Below are 15,897 nucleotides of genomic sequence, written 5' to 3' on the forward strand. Positions count from 1 at the left end.
GTTCACTCGGAAGGGCCCCGCGTTCGTTTGCGCGCAACGTGAAAGGGCCCGCGGCCGAAGCCGCGGGCCCACTCAGGTAGCAGGGGTTCTACCTGCTTCCCCCATTGCCGGTCCCGGATCGATGCGGTCAAGAGGGAGAAGACCGCACCGGCCGGGATTCTTCGGAGGCCCCCCAGGTCTTGCCTGCCCCCGTTGAACCGGTTGAGGAAGACTTTGCCGGACGCCTCTCTCGCGCCGCTCACGCTTCGATGACATCTTCTGTCGTCGGACGTGAGGGCATCTTCCGGACAAAACAAAAGGGCCCGCAGCTGAAGCCGCGGGCCCACCGAACAGCAGGGGACTGTCCGGTTCCCCCATGACCGGATCTCCTCTTCGGGAGAGCCCACTGGGGAGGGCCGACCCGGTCGGAGGCCGACGATCGTGACACCCCCCAAATCCTCGTTGTCACTCTCGTCGTCCGGCTGAACACCACTGTGCACTGTCGCGCTCACACTTCGGTCACACCGGCTCCACGCCCATGGACTCGACGCTCGGCTTCACCGGTGCCCCGGTCGCGGTACCGGCCGGTCTGCGTCGCGTGCTGCTCGCCACACTCCTGTTGCGGGCCAACGAGTTGGTGTCGACCGACGAGATCGTCGAGCGGTTGTGGGACGGTACGCCGCTCAGTCTGGACCGCGCGGGCAAGACGGTGCAGATGGTGTTCCGGTCGGTTCACCTGTCACGACCTGTTGCGCGTCTATACCGCTGATCGGTCTGCGGCCGAAGAGACTGCCGAATCTCGCGCCGCCGCGATGGAGCGCATGTTCGACCACTACCTGCACACGGTGGCCTCGATCGACAACCTCCACTTCCTGAGCTACCGGGACCTGGACCAGTATCCGGTGCCGGTAGCGCTCGTGGTCGTGGAGACCTTCGCCGGGCGATCCGAGGCGTTGGCGTGGTTCAACGCGGAACATGTGGTGTTGCGCGAGGCCTGGGGCGAGATGATCATGTGCGCGGCGCAGGCCGCTCGCCGAACCGGTGACCAGCACCGCGCGGCGAGATCGTTGTTCTTGAGGGCGGCCGGCCGTGGACGGCTCGCTCAGTACGAGGAGAGCTTGGCGCAGTTCCAAGCCTGCGGCCGCTTGTCCGAAGAGCTCAGCTCGCAGCGGCACTGGAACAGGTCGGCGAGTACGAGGAAGTGTTGCGGTGCTGCGAGGAGTGGGAAGCGATTCAGGGAGGCAGGTTCATCCCGGCGTCGCACGGTCTGATCGCGATTGAGAAGTCCAAGGCCTGCATCGGCCTCGGCCGGTACGCGCAAGCGGTTGGCGAATCGCGGCGCGCGCTCGAATTCTTCGAGCAGTCGGGTAGCTGGGAGGACCGTGCAGTCGTGCGGAGCGTGCTGGTGACGCTCACCACGGCCCCGGTGACCTCGAAGAAGCTCGTCGCTGGTGGATGGAGGCGTTGATGTCCTACGAGCACGCCCGGCATCCGGGGGCCGACAACGTGCGGGCCAAGCTCGCCGCACTCCCCCAAAACTGGTGAGCGGTGCTGGTGGCCCCCCAGGTCTGTCGCCACCAGCACCGCTGAGGAGAACTCTGCCCGAGGCCGCTCACACTTCGCTCACACTGCCGTCACAACGCGTCTACACTGCTCGTGACCTGGGGGGACGTTGTGCGAGCCGAGTACCGCGTGCTGGGGCCGTTGGAGGTGTTTCTCGACGGCGAGCCCGTGCCGGTCCCGTCCGGACGGTCGCAGGTGCTGCTCGCGGCGTTGCTGTTGCGGGCCAACCGGTTCGTGCCGGTCGACGAGTTGGTGGACCTCGTCTGGGACGGTAGCCCGCCGAGGTTCGACCGCGCCAAGGCAACTCTGCAGATGGTCGTTCGCCGGTTGCGGGTGGCGCTGGGCGAGGCCGACTGCGTGCAGACTCGGACCGGCGGTTACCTGGCCGTCGTGGAACCCGACCAGCTCGACCTGCTGCGGTTCCGCGCGCTGGCCGAGTCCGGTGACTTCGGTGCCGCGTCGGCGTTGTGGCGCGGGCCGGTCCTCGGCAACGTGGCGTCCGAGCGGCTGCACCACCAGGAGGTGGCGCACCTGGTCGACGAGCGGCTCGTGGCGCTGGAGCGGCGGATCGACGCCGAGCTGGGCCGCGGGCTGTCCGGTGAGCTGGTGCCGGAACTGCGGTCGCTGGTGGCCGAGCACCCGTTGCGTGAGCCGTTCTGGCGGCACCTGACGCTCGCGCTGTACCGGTCCGGGCATCAGGCCGAGGCGCTCAAGGTCTATCAGGAGATTCGGACGCAGCTCGCGGACGAGCTCGGTGTCGATCCTGGGCCGGCGTTGCAGGAGCTGCACCAGCAGATCCTGCGGGCCGACGTGGCTGCCGGTGCGCGTCCGCAGGTGCCGCGTCAGCTCCCGCCAGGGGTGCGGAACTTCGTGGGGCGCGAGGAAGAGCTCGTGGTCCTCGACAAGGCGGCCGGTGTCACGGTCGTGCACGGGGTAGGAGGTGTCGGCAAGACCGCGCTGGTGTTGCACTGGGCTCACGATCAGCGGGACGACTACCCGGACGGCGACCTCTACGTGAACCTGCGCGGGTTCGACCCCGAGGTGCAACCGGTCGATCCCGCTGCCGCCGCCGAGATGTTGCTCGTCGGGTTGGGCGTGGAGGACGTCCCGTCCGGTGCGGACACCCGGTTCGCGTTGCTGCGCACCAAGTTGGTCGATCGGCGGCTGCTGCTGGTGCTCGACAACGCCGCGTCGGCGCGGCAGGTCCTGCCGCTGCTGCCCGGTGCGGCCGGGGTGCGGGTGCTGATCACCAGCCGAAACCAGCTGCGTGCGCTCGTCTCGCAGCACGACGCGACGGCGATCAGCCTGCGGCAGCTGGAGTTCGAGGCGGCCCGGTCGTTGCTCGCGGAGGTGCTCGGCGAACCGCGGCTCGACGCCGAACCGGAGGCCGCACGCGAGATCGTGGAGCGCTGCGCCGGACTGCCGCTGGCACTGCGGGTCTTCGCCGAACGGGTGGCGCGCTTCCCCGACGTGCCGCTGCGGGAGTTCGTGGACGAGCTGCGCAACGAGCGGCTCGACGCGTTCAGCGACTTCTACGACGTGGACGTCCGCGCGGTCTTCTCGTGGTCGTACCGGGCGCTGGACGACGAGTCGGCGCGAATGTTCCGGTTGCTGTCCCTCCACCCCGGACCGGACTTCGACGTGACCGCCGTCGCGGCACTGGCCGGGGTCTCGGTGGCGCAGGCTAGGCGGTTGCTGGAGCGGCTGGTCGCCGATGCCCTGGTGCAGTCTCGTTCGCTCGGCCGGTATTACCTGCACGACCTGCTTCGCGCGTACGCGGCGGAGCTGTGCGGTGACGACGAGGCGGCCGCGCTGCGGATGACCGAGTGGTACGTCCACACCCTTCAGCAGGCAGTGCTGCGCAAGGACGTGCAGGAACTCGTGGTGGCCGGCGAGATCACCTCCGGGGTGACTCCGCAGACGTTCGCGTCCAGGTTCGACGCCCTGGCCTGGTGTCGCGAGGAATGGGACAACCTCGTCGCGGTGATGCACGCGGCTCTCTCGCGAGGGTGGAGCGACCTCGCTCAGTACATCCCGGCGCACCTCTGCACCTACCTGATCGTGCAGCGAACTCGCAGCAGGGAGTTCATCGAGATCATCGAGGTGCTCGTCGGCGCGGGCACGACCCTCGAACAACGGGGAGTCCTGCAGGTCAAGCTGGCCTTCGTCTACGACGACGTCGGCCGGCTGGAGGACGCCCAGCGCTACCTCGAAGAAGCGATTCGCGTCGCGCGCGCTCGGGGTGAGAAGACTGTGGAGGTCACCGCCGTGATCAACATGTCGGCCCTGCACGGCAACCTGGGCCACCTCGAGGAGGCGTTGGAGTTCTCCCGCCGCGGGGTCGAGCTGGCGCGCGAACTGGGAGACCGTTATCGGGAGAACGGCGCGCTCAGCAACGTCGCGGTCGACCTGGCCAAACTCGGACGATGGGAGGAGTCGCTGGTCTTCAGCGAGCAAGCACTAGCTGTCAGCACCGAACGCGGTGACGGGCACCAACAGATGGTGGACCACTATTCGAGAGCCAACGCTCTGGTGGGACTGGGCCGGTTCGCGGAGGCGGAACCCGAGCTGGAGATCGCACTCGACGGCGCGCGGAAGTACGGCGACCTCGTCTCGGAGGCGTGGGCCTACGTCCAGCTCGGCGCCGCCCTGCGCGGCCTGGCGCGGCAGGCGGAGGCCGATGCCGCGTGGGGTCGGGCGGCGGCCATCCTGCCCGAGCTCGAAGAGCCCGTGGCCAAGCGGATCGGAACCCGGCTGGCCGCGGTGCGGAAGTAGCCGGTGCAGCGCGACCATCAGCTGCGCCCAGAACGGTTCGCGCAGCGGGTGCTCAGCGGTGCGGCGTCTTCCTGGCCCTGTCGCCGGACACGAACTGGTTCGGCCCGAGAGCTGAGGTCGCGAGCAGCGCGGGCGGAGATCGGCCAGGACGAGCTGGATCTGCTGAGGTTTCGAGCGCTGGCGGGTTCCGGTGACTTCGCCGCGGCCGCTGCGTTGTGGCGCGGACCAGTGCTCGGCAACATCAAGTCGGACGCTCTGCACCGGTGTTCTCGTGGTCGTACCGGGCGCTGGATCCCGAGTCCGCCAGGATGTTCCGCCTGCTGTCCGTCCACCCGGGAGCCGATCTCGACGTCGGCGCGGCGGCCGCACAGGCCGGGGTGACCGTCGCACAGGCACGCCGGCTGGAACGGCTCGTCGCGGACCACCTCGTGCAGACCCGTTCACCAGGTCGGTACGGCATGCACGACCTGGTGCGCGCCTACTCCGCTGAGCTGTGCGGAGACGACGAGACGGCCGCGCTGAGGCTGACCGAGTGGTACGTCCACACGCTGGAGAACGCAGCCGACACGCATCCGGTCACGCAGCCGCTGCGAGCGGTGGAGATCTCGACCAGCGTCGTCCCGCAGGGGTTCTCCAACCGGTTTGACGCGCTCGCCTGGTGCCGCAACGAGTGGGACAACCTCGGCGCGGTGATGTACGCGGCTGTGGCCAGAGGCTGGGGCAGGCTCGTCCAAGCGATCCCTGCTCACCTCCGCACGCAGACCATCATCCAGAGAACCCGTGTCGCGAGCTCACCGCGATGTATGTCGACCTCAAGCGGCTTGAGGACGCGTTGCGTGGCTTTGAGGTGGCGCTGCCGCTCGTACGGGAAGCTGGCGAGCGGGTTGCCGAAGCATCCGGTCTGAACAACATGAGCGTCGCCTACCTGTACAGCGGCCGTCGGGAGGAGCCGCTCGAATGCAATCGCCGCGGTCTCGCGTTGGCGGTCGAGATCGGTGACGTCAACCTGGAGTGCATCTGCAGCGGCAACATCATCGGAACGCTGACCGAGCTTCGCCGCTATCCCGGGGCGCCGGAGGCAGGCGAACGGGCGCGGGCGGCTGCTCGCAGGCCGGGTGACCAGTACTTGGCCGCACGGGTGGACGGTCTCACCGCCACTGTCCTGGCCGCGCTCGGCCGGCTCGACGAGGCACGTGCCCTCTTGGAGCACTCCCTCGAGGAGTTGCGGAGGTTCAACGACAGGGGCACGCAACTCGAGGTTCTGGAAGAGGACCTGGCCCCGTGCTGTTCCGGCTGGGACGGCACGACGACGCGGTGCAGGCCTGGGAACAGGCGCTGGAGCTGGCTCGCGCCGTGGGCGACAACCGGGCCGCTGGACTGGAGACGAAGCTGGCGCTGGTGCGCGGACCCGGATCTGAGTGAGCGACCTTTGCCATCCGTGTCGTCCAGGCCTGCCGCATCGGGTAAGCATGTGCCCGGAAGAGGGGAAGGTGCATGAGCCTGCACGTCGCGGTCGACTTCGGCACGTCGAGCACCTGCGTCGCCGTCTCGGCCCACGGCCGGGAGCCGCAGGTCGTCGTGTTCGACGGCCAGCCGCTGGTGCCGTCCGCCGTGTTCGCTGCCGCCGACGGAACTTTGTTCGTTGGTCACGAGGCGGAGCGCCAGGCCGCGGTCGACCCTGCACGGTACGAGCCGCACCCGAAACGCCGCGTCGACGAGGGTGAGCTTCTGCTGGGCAGCACTGTGTTGCCCGTTGTGGATGTCGTGCGCGCGGTGCTTACCCGTGCGGTCGGAGAAGCGCGCCGGGTCGGTGGCGGGGCGCCGGTCGATCTGCTCGTGCTCACCCATCCCGCAGACTGGGGCACGGTCCGCACCCGAGTGCTGCTGCAGGCGGCACGGGGACTCGGCCGCGAGCTGGTGCTCGTGCCTGAGCCCGTCGCGGCCGCTGTCTTCCACTCCGCGAGCCACTCGATTCCGGACGGTGCCGCGCTGGCCGTTCTCGACCTCGGCGGCGGAACGGTCGACGCGAGTGTGGTGATGCGCACGGGCAAGAGCTTCCGGGTGCTGTCCGCCAAGGGCGATCCGAGCTTCGGTGGTGCGGACGTGGACCAGGTGTTGCTGGAGCACGTCGGCGGGCTCGTGGGCGCAAAGGATCCGGAGGCGTGGCGGCAGCTCGTCGAGGGCCGCGAGATGGCCGAGCGGCGCAAGCGGCGGGTGCTGCGGCAGGACGTGCGGGGTGCCAAGGAGACGCTGTCCCGGCACGCCTACACCGATGTGCCGATGCCGCCGCCGTTTCCCGACGCGCACGTCACCCGGTCGGATCTGGAGCAGCTGATCACCGCGCCGTTGAACCGGGCGGCGGCTCTCGTGGGGGCCGCCGTGCGTGACGCGGGGCTCGCGCCCCAGCAGCTGGCCGGGGTGTTCCTGGTCGGTGGGTCGAGCCGGATCCCGCTCGTGGCGAGGCTCGTGCACGAGCACACCCGTGTGGTGCCGACGAGCATCGACCAACCGGAGACCGTGGTCGCCCGAGGTGCACTGCGGGCCGTCAGCCTCGATCCGGAACGGACTGGTGGGGTCGCTCAGCAGAAGGCCCCACAGGGAGGTCCGGGTGAGGTCACGCACAACCTCCGGGTTACCGACGACACCACCCGCAAGATCACCCGCCGGATCGCGCCGCCGCCCGTCACACAGTTCCCGTCCGCGTTCCCCGCGGCGTCGCCGCCTCGGCAGAAGAAGAGCAAAGCGCCGCTCTTCATCGCGATCGGTGTCGTGCTGGTGCTCGCTGCGGCCGGTGCCGGCGGTTACTGGTGGCTGAACCGGAAGGCCGCGCAGCAGCAGTCGAACCCGCCGGCCAACCAGATCGCCGTGTACGACTACCGTTTCGACCGGCCGGACGGGTGGGAGCAGACGGGTGGCGCGCCGAAGGACCGGCAGGTGCTTTTGCAACCGATCGACCGCAAAACGACCGCCGGGGAATCGCCTGGCGACCGCATTGCCGTGCAGGAGCAAACCCTCGAATACGACAGTGACGTGGATCGTCCTCGCGCGCTCAAAGAACTGCAGGACCAATACAACAAGCGCGTCGGCGACGGCGACAAGGTCTCCGGATTTGCTGATGCGACCACATTTGCGGGCAAGTCTGTTGTTCACTATCGCGAAGAAGTGAGCGGAGCTGCGGTCGACTGGTACATCCAGTTCGTCGGCAAGGCCCAGGTGAGCGTGGGCTGCCAGGCCACCGACGCAGGCAAGGCGGTTGTCCGCAGCGCCTGCGAGCAGATCGTCCGTTCGCTGGTCATCAAGCCGCCGCAGTAGTGACAGGAGAGTTGCCGATGTCCGCCACCGAAGCCCTCGGCCGGTTCCGCGCAGAGGTGGGAGCCGCCGTCACCCGTGCCCGTCGCGCCGCCGGTGAGGTCGGTGCACGCAACGCCAAGCTGCGAGAACGCACGCATGACCTGGCCCGGCAGGCGCGTGAGCGCAGGGTCGAGCCCGGTGCGCAGGCGACCTCGGCCGAGGTGCGTGAGGCAGCCAACGGGTTCCGCAGCGACCGCGGATTGCCCGTCGAGCAGTTGCCGGACGCTGCTGAACTGACCGCTCCGCAGGCTCCTGTGCCAGTTGAGACGCCACCGGTGGCCACTCTCGGTTCTGCCGCTGTCGCCGGTCCGAGTGGTCAGCTTCCCCATGTGAGTGACGATGACGAGGACTTTTCGCAGTCGCGAATCCTCTACTGACACCTGGTTTCACTCGGAGCCGTTTACTAGCGCAACTACTTCGAAAGAACTCGCGACAGGGTGGAACCGACGTGGCAGGGTCCTCGTCGGAAGAGGCGTACGAACCAAGAAGTACGACCTGAAGCTCTAGAGCAGGGGGAATCTCCCATGTCTGGCAACGCATTTGAAGTTACTACTGCTGACCTCGACGCCCTGGCGAAGCACATCGGCGACATCAGCGACCAGATCCAGGGCGAGGCGCGGACGGTTCGCGGTGCGGCCGAGCAGGTCCAGAGCACCTGGGCCGGTGACGCTGCCGCAGCGTTCCAGAACCTGATGAACCGCATGGACGAGGACGTGAGGAAGCTCAACGAGGCTCTGCGGGAGATCCAGGCGGCGATCGCCAGCACCGCTGACGTCTACCAGAGGAACGAGGAAGAGCAGAAGCAGGCGGTCCAGGGCATCGCCGGCCGTCTCTGATCTCGACCAGCAGCCATAACCGATTCCAGCTTTCAGACTTTCTCAAGGGGAGATAAGCAATGATCAAGGTTACTTTCGCAGAGGTTGCGGCCGCTGCCGCCACGATCACGAGCTCGTCCAAGTCGATCGACGACCTGAACGACCAGCTCAAGGCGCAGGTCGACAAGACCCTCGCGGGCTGGATGGGCGCCTCGGGTGAGGGCTACCAGGCCGCGCAGAAGAAGTGGGCCGACTCGGCCGCCGACCTGAACGCCGTCCTCGCCGCCATCGGTACCGCCGTGCAGCAGGCCTCCGAGGCGTACGCCCAGGCCGAGCAGTCGAACGCCGCCCGCTGGTAAGACCGCAGCGGTCAGCAAGACCCCTCGCGAGCCCCGGAACCACGTGGTCCGGGGCTCGCGTACGTCCGGAGACAGGGGCTCGGAGGGGGCCGTTTTGGTCCCCGCACCACCCATCCGGTATCTTCTTACGTTGTTGTGCGGTAGCTGGCGCCCGTGTGCGCCGCGCCTGTCTCGGAACCACCGCTTGGCCTGTCCAAGATCGGTCTGGGGCAACCGCCGCAGTGACCCCAGACGCAAGTGACGACGAGGTAGACCCGTGCGCACGTACAGCCCGAAGCCCGGTGAGGTGACCCGCACCTGGCACGTGATCGACGCCCAGGACGTGGTGCTCGGCCGGCTCGCCACCCAGGCCGCGACGCTGCTGCGCGGCAAGCACAAGCCGACCTACGCCCCTCACGTTGACACCGGTGACTTCGTGGTCATCATCAACGCTGACAAGGTCGCCCTGACCGGCTCGAAGCGGGACCAGGAGTTCCAGTACCGCCACTCCGGCTTCCCCGGCGGTCTGCGCAAGCAGTCCTTCGGCGAGGTCCTGGACACCCGTCCGGACCGCCTGGTGGAGAAGGCGATCAAGGGCATGCTGCCCAAGAACCGCCTGGGCCGTCAGATCGCGAACAAGCTGAAGGTCTACAGCGGACCGAACCACCCGCACGCGGCGCAGCAGCCGCAGGCCTTCGAGATCAAGAAGATCGCCCAGTGAGCGACGAGTACACCGAGGAAGTTCCTGTGACCACCCCTGAGAACGAGACCCCCGAGGCCGTCGAGGCCGTCGAGGTCGAGGCCGAGGTCGTCGAGGCTCCCGAGGCCGAGGCCGCCGAGGCTGAGGTCGTCGAGACCTCCGCGCCGGTGGTCGCGCCCTCGCTGAACGGCGCCGCGCACCTCGCGCAGACCGTCGGCCGCCGCAAGGAGGCCGTCGTCCGCGTCCGCCTCGTGCCCGGCACCGGCAAGTTCACCCTGAACGGCAAGGCCCTCGAGGACTACTTCCCGAACAAGGTGCACCAGCAGCTCATCAAGGAGCCGCTCGTCACCACCGAGAAGCCCGAGACCTTCGACGTGATCGCCAACCTGCGTGGCGGCGGCATCACCGGCCAGGCCGGTGCGCTGCGTCTCGCCATCGCGCGTGCGCTGATCGCCGTCGACTCCGAGGACCGCCCGGCGCTCAAGAAGGCCGGCTTCCTCACCCGTGACCCGAGGGTCAAGGAGCGCAAGAAGTACGGTCTGAAGAAGGCCCGCAAGGCGCCTCAGTACTCCAAGCGCTGAGCATCACCTCAGCTGTACCTGCGGGAGCAGCAGTTCATCTCGAACTGCTGCTCCCGCAGTGTTTTCCGGGTCTTTTCCCGTCGCCTCGCAGTGTCCAATTCGGAGGATTCATGGCCCGCCTGTTCGGCACCGACGGAGTTCGTGGTCTCGCCAACGCCGATCTCACCCCAGAGCTCGCGATGTCCGTCGCCGCCGCAGCGGCACGTGTGCTCGCCGAGCACGACCGTTCCCATCGCCCGGTCGCTGTCGTCGGCCGCGACCCCAGGGCGAGCAGCGAGATGCTCGACGCCGCCGTCACCGCGGGCCTCACCTCGGCCGGTGCGGACGTGCTGCGCGTCGGCGCCCTGCCCACCCCGGCCGTCGCGCACCTCGTCGCCGCACTCGGCGCCGACATCGGCGTGATGATCTCCGCGTCGCACAACGCGATGCCGGACAACGGGATCAAGCTCTTCGCCGCGGGCGGCCACAAGCTGCCGGACGAGGTCGAGGACGAGATCGAGCAGCTCATGGGCACCGGCTTCGAGCGTCCCACCGGTGCCGCGATCGGCCGGGTGCGCGACGTCCCCGACGCCGAGACCCAGTACGTCGAGCACCTGCTCAAGGTCACGCCGCACCGCCTCGACGGCCTCAAGGTCGTGGTGGACTGCGCGAACGGTGCCGCGTCGGTGGCCGCACCGGACGCGTACCGCCGCGCGGGCGCCGAGGTCATCGCGATCAACGCGACCCCGGACGGCCTCAACATCAACGCCGGCTGTGGCTCAACCCACATCGACGTCGTCGCCGCCGCGGTCCGCGAGCACGGCGCCGACCTCGGCATCGCGCACGACGGCGACGCCGACCGTTGCCTGGCCGTGGACGCCGAGGGCGCCATCGTCGACGGCGACCAGATCCTCGCGATCCTCGCGCTCGCCATGCGTGACGCGGGCGAGCTGTACGAGGACACCCTCGTCGCCACGGTGATGAGCAACCTCGGTCTGCACCTCGCCATGAGGGAGGCGGGCATCCGGCTGCGCACCACCGCCGTCGGCGACCGGTACGTGCTGCAGGACCTCAAGGCCGGCGGCTACTCGCTCGGCGGCGAACAGTCCGGCCACGTGGTGCTGCCCGCCCACGCCACCACCGGCGACGGCCTGCTCACCGCGCTGCGCCTGATGGCCCGCATGGCCGAGACCGGCAAGTCCCTCGCCGACCTCGCCTCGGTGATGCGGCGCCTGCCCCAGGTCCTGATCAACGTGAAGGTCACCGACAAGGCCGCCGTGGCCAAGGCCACCTCCGTCAGCGAGGCCGTCGCCGAGGTCGAGGCCGAACTGGGCGACACCGGCCGCGTGCTGCTGCGCCCGTCCGGCACCGAGCAGCTCGTGCGTGTGATGGTCGAGGCGACGAGCCACGAACAGGCGGAGTCGGCAGCGCAACGCCTGGCGGGTGTGGTTTCCTCGGTCCACTGAGGATTTCGGAGGGCCCGTGGCTATCTGGTTGGCGCTGTTCGTCCTGCTCGTGCTGGTGGTGCTCGGGGTGGTCCTGGTGGTCGTGCTGACCACCAGGCGCAAGCCCGCCCGGCCGCCGTGTCCGCCGCAGCAGGGATACCCGTACCAGCAGCAACAGTTCCCGCCAGGCCAGCAGGCGTACCCGCAGCAGCACTACGCGTCACAGGGACATCCACAGCAACCCGCGCCCGGCCAGCAGCCGCCCGCGCAGAACGGTTGGTGATCAGTCGTGAAGTTCGGACCGGCCCAGCTGCTGATCACCCTGTTCGTCCTCGCTCTCGTCGCGGTCGTGCTGGTGGTCGTGATCGTCGTGAAGAACCAGAAGAAGCAGCGGGCTCAGCACCCGCAGCAGTTCCCTCCCGGCCACGGCTACCCGCCCCAGCAGCCCTTCCCGCCAGGGCACCAGCATCCGCAGCAGGGTCCGCCTTCCGGCCAGGGGCATCCACCTCAGCAGCCCTTCCCTCCAGGGCAGCAATGGCCGCAACAAGGCCCTCCTCCCGGTCAGCAGGGCCCGCCTTCCGGCCAGCAGTGGCCCCAGCAACCGCCTGGTCAGCAGCAGCCGCCGCCCAATCAGTGGTGATCGTCGGCGAATGCCGCCGAATGGCTGTTTACTAAGGCAACCGACATCACGGAGCTCAGGTGGTCGTGTGATCTGAGCTGGCACTGTATGGCGGAACCCCGCTGAGCCGAACTGCGTCAGATCGGGGACTAGGGGAGGCAGGGACCACATGTCTGGCTATCAGGCGAACGCCGGCGAAATGATGTCGTCCGCGACGACCATCCAGGGGATCGCGACCGAGATCGAGAACTACAAGGCCAAGATCACCGCGAGCGCTGTGAGCGAGAAGGACTTCGGTCGCGCGCACACCGCCGGTGGCGCCAAGTACAAGGCCGGCCTGCCGAAACTAGCCGAGGCGATCGGTGCCTACTCCGCGGCGATGAAGGGCCTTTCCGACAAGCTCCGCGAGTCCGCGAACGGCTACGCGTGGACGGAAGAGGCCAACGCCGCCAACATCAACAAGCAGAAGGGGTAGTCGCAGATGCCCACCTGGGAAGAAGTCAAGAAGCTCTGCGACAACCCCGAGGTCCCGCCAGACCAGAAAAAGGCCCTTCTCGAGGCGTACTACACGACCGAGATGGACAAGGACTTCACGGGCACGCACAACGACGAGCTCGAGAAGTACCTCGACGACTACGACGTTTCTTACGGCGACGGCTTCGGCCAGTCGCTGTCGAACGCGATGCCGTGGTCGGACAGCTCGGAAGACCGGCTGAACAACGCCTACGACATCGCGAAGAAGTCAGGTGACGCCGGTCAGAAGAAGATCGACGATCACAACAACGCCAAGAAGTCCGGTCAGAACACGCTGGACCAGTCCGAGCAGCGCGCCGCGGACGGTGGCGCGGGTGTCGGCAACTCGAACTTCCTGCTGGACGCCGGCGCACCCGGCCTCAAGTACTTCGAGAACTTCCTTCCCGTCTACGTGGAGGCGAAGAAGGTCATCGGTGTCGGCGCCTCGAACGTCCCCACGGACTTCAACGCCGTCAAGACGCTCTACGAAGAGCAGCGCGACATCGACTTCCACAAGATCGACGAAGACATCAAGGAGATGCGGCAGGTCTCCACGGATCTGCGCACTCAGCAGGCCGACTCCGAGAAGTCGATGTCGAAGCTCTGGTCGACCTGGGACGGCAAGGCCGCGGACAACTCGCGCGCCTTCGTCGCCGACTTCTCGAAGAAGGCCGCGGCCGTCGCGGACGGCATCAACCACATCGCCGACGCGACGCGCGCGGCGTGCCACACGGTCTCGCAGCTGGTGAACGACAAGGCGAACGCGGTGCTGAACGGTGTGGGCAGCCCGTTCGACATCGCGGGCAAGACGCCGCCGCAGATCCGCGAGATCGTGCAGGCCGCGACCAGCGACGACGAGGGTGTGCTGAGGCGGGCCGCCGGTCACGTGGGCATCCAGATCAACGATGAGGCCTGCGACGAGGACAGGTGGAAGGAACAGGTCCGCATCGGCGCCCGTGACTGGCTGCAGGGCACCTTCCACAACGATGTCAGCCAGAAGTGGACGAACTTCGAGAAGCTCTGCAAGGACACGAAGAAGGCGGTCGACGACGCCTGGAACGCGCTCGGTGCCGAGATCGACAAGATCAACACCAAGCCGTTCGAGCCCGCCAAGGAGGAGAAGCCCGCCGAGAAGCCCGGTGAGACGCCCGGCGGTGGCGGCAAGAACCAGAACCCCGGCGGCGGCGGTGGCGGCGGCGGTGGCGGTGGTGGCCCGACCGGTGGCGGTGGTGGCGGTGGCGGCATGCCGGAGATCCCGAAGCCGGAGAACCCGCTCGACAAGAACGGCGACGGCAAGCCGGACCTGCCCGGCGACACCGACGGGGACGGCAAGATCGACGACCTCGACGGCGACGGCAAGCCCGACAACCAGCAGCAGTTGCCCAAGCCCGAGGAGAACCTCGAGACCGTCACGGTCAAGGCGGGCGACAACACGATCAAGGTCACGGAGCCCGACTCGAACGGGCACGTGAAGATGACGATCGACACGCCCAAGGGCGAGCCGAAGACCTACGACCTCGACTTCAGCAAGAACCCCGAGGCCGCCAAGGCGCTGATGGGTCAGAACGGCGCGCAGGCCATCACGGCCATGGCCAATCAGCTCACCGGTACGCCCACCCAGGGCTCGCAGGCGCCCGGCGCTCCCGCTCCGACAGGCGGCACGCCGACGCCCGGCGGCGGTGCTCCCGGTGGCACGGGCATGGGAGCGCCCGGCTCGGAGTCGAACCCGATCCCGGTCGAGGTCGGCGCCGACGGCAAGATCCACATCGAGCAGGACGGCGTCAACTTCACCGCCGAGGTCGACACGCAGACCGGCGAGATCAACCTGACCGCGGACAACGGCGACGGCACGCCCGACCAGATCGGCGTGAGCTTCGGCGAGGACGAGAACCCGGCCGCGGGCACCGATCCCGCGGGCGTCGGTGGCGGCGGTTCCGGTGGCATGACCGGGGATCTGCGGCTCGACCAGCCGTTGAACATCCCGGACCAGCCCTTCCCGCAGCCTGCCGACGGCGCGTACCAGACGATGCCGGCGCCTGCTCCGGGTGAGTTCCAGCCGATGCCGGCGCCCGCGCAGGGTGAGTTCCACACCGTGCCGGCCCAGAGCGAGTTCCAGCCGATGCCCGCGCCGGCGCAGGGTGAGTTCCACACCATGCCCGCCCAGGGCGAGCAGGTCTGGAGCCCGCCGGGCTCGGCGGGTCCGCCCCTGGGCCCCAACTACATCCAGGACAACGGCATCATGCCGAACGTCGGCGAGCCCAGGATCGTCGCGGCCTCGGACGGCACGGTGGCGTCCGGTGTCTCCTTCACCGGCGGTGGGTCCTCCGGCGGCGAGTCGGTGCTCGGTGGTTCGTCGCCGGCCGACAGCGCCTGGAGCACGCCGTCGCAGGGCGACAACGGTGGTGCGTTCAACACGAACGCCTCCGAGGCGGGCCAGGCGGGTTCGGCGAACCTGCCGTCCATGCAGGACGCTCACGGTCAGCCCACGTCAGGGCCCGCGTCCGGCGGCATGATGGGCGGCGGGATGATGGGCGGCGGCATGATGGGTGGTGCGGGTGCCGGCGCCGGCGGTCAGCAGGGCGGCGACACAGAGCGCGGCGCGAGCCAGTGGCGCACCACGGGTTCGCTGTTCGACGAGGACAACAGCAATCCGCTGAGCAGCGCCCAGGGCGTGCTCAGCGGTGACGACGGCAACCGGGGTGGTCAGTGGTGAGTGATCTCGATCTCGCCGCGTTCAAGGCGAAGCTCGCGGGCATCGAGTCGGAGCACTCCTCGCGCATGGCGGACGCCAAGGAGAAGTTCGCCGAGTCGACCAAGCAGACTCAGGAGAACCACGACAAGTTCGCCGACCGCAAGCAGCGGCTCGCCGAGCGCCTGCGCGAGATGGCCAGGACCCAGCACGGCGGTGGCCAGCCGAAGGAGCGCAACAAGGAGCTCTCCTTCGGCCTCGACGACGAAACCGCCATCGCGAAGGACGACCTCGACGAGGAGGTCGAGCGGATCGCGAAGGAGTGGCGGGCGCAGGACCTGCGTGCCCAGTCCGAGGGCTTCATGACGGGGGCGAGGCCGGAGCCGCAGCGGCCGGTGCAGCAGCCGCCGGTCGTCCAGCAACCGGTGGCACCTCCGCCGCCGGTGCGCCAGGCGCCGCCCAGGCGGCCGCAGCGTCCCGTCGTCGACGATGACGACGACCTGAGCAACCAGAGCTGGTTGTCCTGACCGACGAACGCCCCCAGATCATC

The 15,897-nt window shown here is 68.5% G+C and carries 17 protein-coding genes; all 17 read left to right on the forward strand.

Going from position 1 to position 15,897, the window contains the following annotated elements; genetic code table 11:
• The first annotated feature begins 517 nt into the window (after positions 1–517).
• Positions 518–748 carry a helix-turn-helix domain-containing protein gene (locus C8D87_RS12810; protein ID WP_112226765.1) on the forward strand — a complete coding sequence of 77 codons (231 nt, stop codon included), beginning with the start codon at positions 518–520 and terminating at the stop codon, positions 746–748.
• A 52-nt stretch (positions 749–800) separates the two neighbouring features.
• Complete coding sequence (locus tag C8D87_RS12815; protein WP_146771693.1) at positions 801–1,250, forward strand: hypothetical protein; 450 nt, start codon at positions 801–803, stop codon at positions 1,248–1,250.
• 385 nt (positions 1,251–1,635) lie between these two features.
• Positions 1,636–4,317 (forward strand): AfsR/SARP family transcriptional regulator, encoded by a 2,682-nt coding sequence (locus tag C8D87_RS12820; RefSeq protein ID WP_112226767.1) that lies wholly within the window; start codon positions 1,636–1,638, stop codon positions 4,315–4,317.
• A 263-nt stretch (positions 4,318–4,580) separates the two neighbouring features.
• Positions 4,581–5,222 carry a hypothetical protein gene (locus C8D87_RS12825; protein WP_112226768.1) on the forward strand — a complete coding sequence of 214 codons (642 nt, stop codon included), beginning with the start codon at positions 4,581–4,583 and terminating at the stop codon, positions 5,220–5,222.
• A gap of 376 nt (positions 5,223–5,598) precedes the next feature.
• The gene (locus C8D87_RS45850; RefSeq protein WP_170166405.1) at positions 5,599–5,739 is read left to right on the forward strand and encodes a tetratricopeptide repeat protein; all 141 of its coding nucleotides are present in this window, start codon (positions 5,599–5,601) and stop codon (positions 5,737–5,739) included.
• Between the two features lie 72 nt (positions 5,740–5,811).
• The gene (locus C8D87_RS12830) at positions 5,812–7,629 is read left to right on the forward strand and encodes a type VII secretion-associated protein (RefSeq protein WP_112226769.1); all 1,818 of its coding nucleotides are present in this window, start codon (positions 5,812–5,814) and stop codon (positions 7,627–7,629) included.
• 17 nt (positions 7,630–7,646) lie between these two features.
• Positions 7,647–8,045 (forward strand): hypothetical protein, encoded by a 399-nt coding sequence (locus tag C8D87_RS12835; protein WP_112226770.1) that lies wholly within the window; start codon positions 7,647–7,649, stop codon positions 8,043–8,045.
• 147 nt (positions 8,046–8,192) lie between these two features.
• Positions 8,193–8,504: a WXG100 family type VII secretion target gene (locus C8D87_RS12840; protein WP_112226771.1), complete on the forward strand. Its 312-nt coding sequence runs from the start codon at positions 8,193–8,195 to the stop codon at positions 8,502–8,504.
• Between the two features lie 59 nt (positions 8,505–8,563).
• Positions 8,564–8,842: a WXG100 family type VII secretion target gene (locus C8D87_RS12845; protein WP_112226772.1), complete on the forward strand. Its 279-nt coding sequence runs from the start codon at positions 8,564–8,566 to the stop codon at positions 8,840–8,842.
• 256 nt (positions 8,843–9,098) lie between these two features.
• The gene (gene rplM, locus C8D87_RS12850) at positions 9,099–9,542 is read left to right on the forward strand and encodes a 50S ribosomal protein L13 (RefSeq protein WP_030472013.1); all 444 of its coding nucleotides are present in this window, start codon (positions 9,099–9,101) and stop codon (positions 9,540–9,542) included.
• Between the two features lie 26 nt (positions 9,543–9,568).
• Positions 9,569–10,102 carry a 30S ribosomal protein S9 gene (gene rpsI, locus C8D87_RS12855; RefSeq protein ID WP_109632781.1) on the forward strand — a complete coding sequence of 178 codons (534 nt, stop codon included), beginning with the start codon at positions 9,569–9,571 and terminating at the stop codon, positions 10,100–10,102.
• Between the two features lie 110 nt (positions 10,103–10,212).
• The gene (gene glmM, locus C8D87_RS12860) at positions 10,213–11,547 is read left to right on the forward strand and encodes a phosphoglucosamine mutase (protein WP_109628711.1); all 1,335 of its coding nucleotides are present in this window, start codon (positions 10,213–10,215) and stop codon (positions 11,545–11,547) included.
• A gap of 16 nt (positions 11,548–11,563) precedes the next feature.
• Positions 11,564–11,809 (forward strand): hypothetical protein, encoded by a 246-nt coding sequence (locus tag C8D87_RS12865; protein ID WP_233442051.1) that lies wholly within the window; start codon positions 11,564–11,566, stop codon positions 11,807–11,809.
• 6 nt (positions 11,810–11,815) lie between these two features.
• Positions 11,816–12,166, forward strand: coding sequence for a hypothetical protein (locus tag C8D87_RS46860; RefSeq protein ID WP_215732294.1), 351 nt, complete (start codon positions 11,816–11,818; stop codon positions 12,164–12,166).
• Between the two features lie 148 nt (positions 12,167–12,314).
• Positions 12,315–12,620, forward strand: a complete 306-nt coding sequence (locus tag C8D87_RS12875; RefSeq protein ID WP_109628709.1) for a type VII secretion target — start codon at positions 12,315–12,317, stop codon at positions 12,618–12,620.
• Between the two features lie 6 nt (positions 12,621–12,626).
• A complete protein-coding gene (locus C8D87_RS48540) occupies positions 12,627–15,371 on the forward strand; it encodes a WXG100 family type VII secretion target (protein WP_112226773.1) in 2,745 nt (914 codons plus the stop codon).
• Entirely contained in the window at positions 15,368–15,874 is a 507-nt protein-coding gene (locus C8D87_RS12885; RefSeq protein ID WP_146231332.1) for a hypothetical protein, read from the forward strand. Before C8D87_RS48540 ends, C8D87_RS12885 begins: the two co-directional genes overlap by 4 nt.
• Positions 15,875–15,897: the final 23 nt, after the last annotated feature.

Source organism: Lentzea atacamensis (assembly GCF_003269295.1).
In the GTDB taxonomy this organism is placed as follows: domain Bacteria; phylum Actinomycetota; class Actinomycetes; order Mycobacteriales; family Pseudonocardiaceae; genus Lentzea; species Lentzea atacamensis.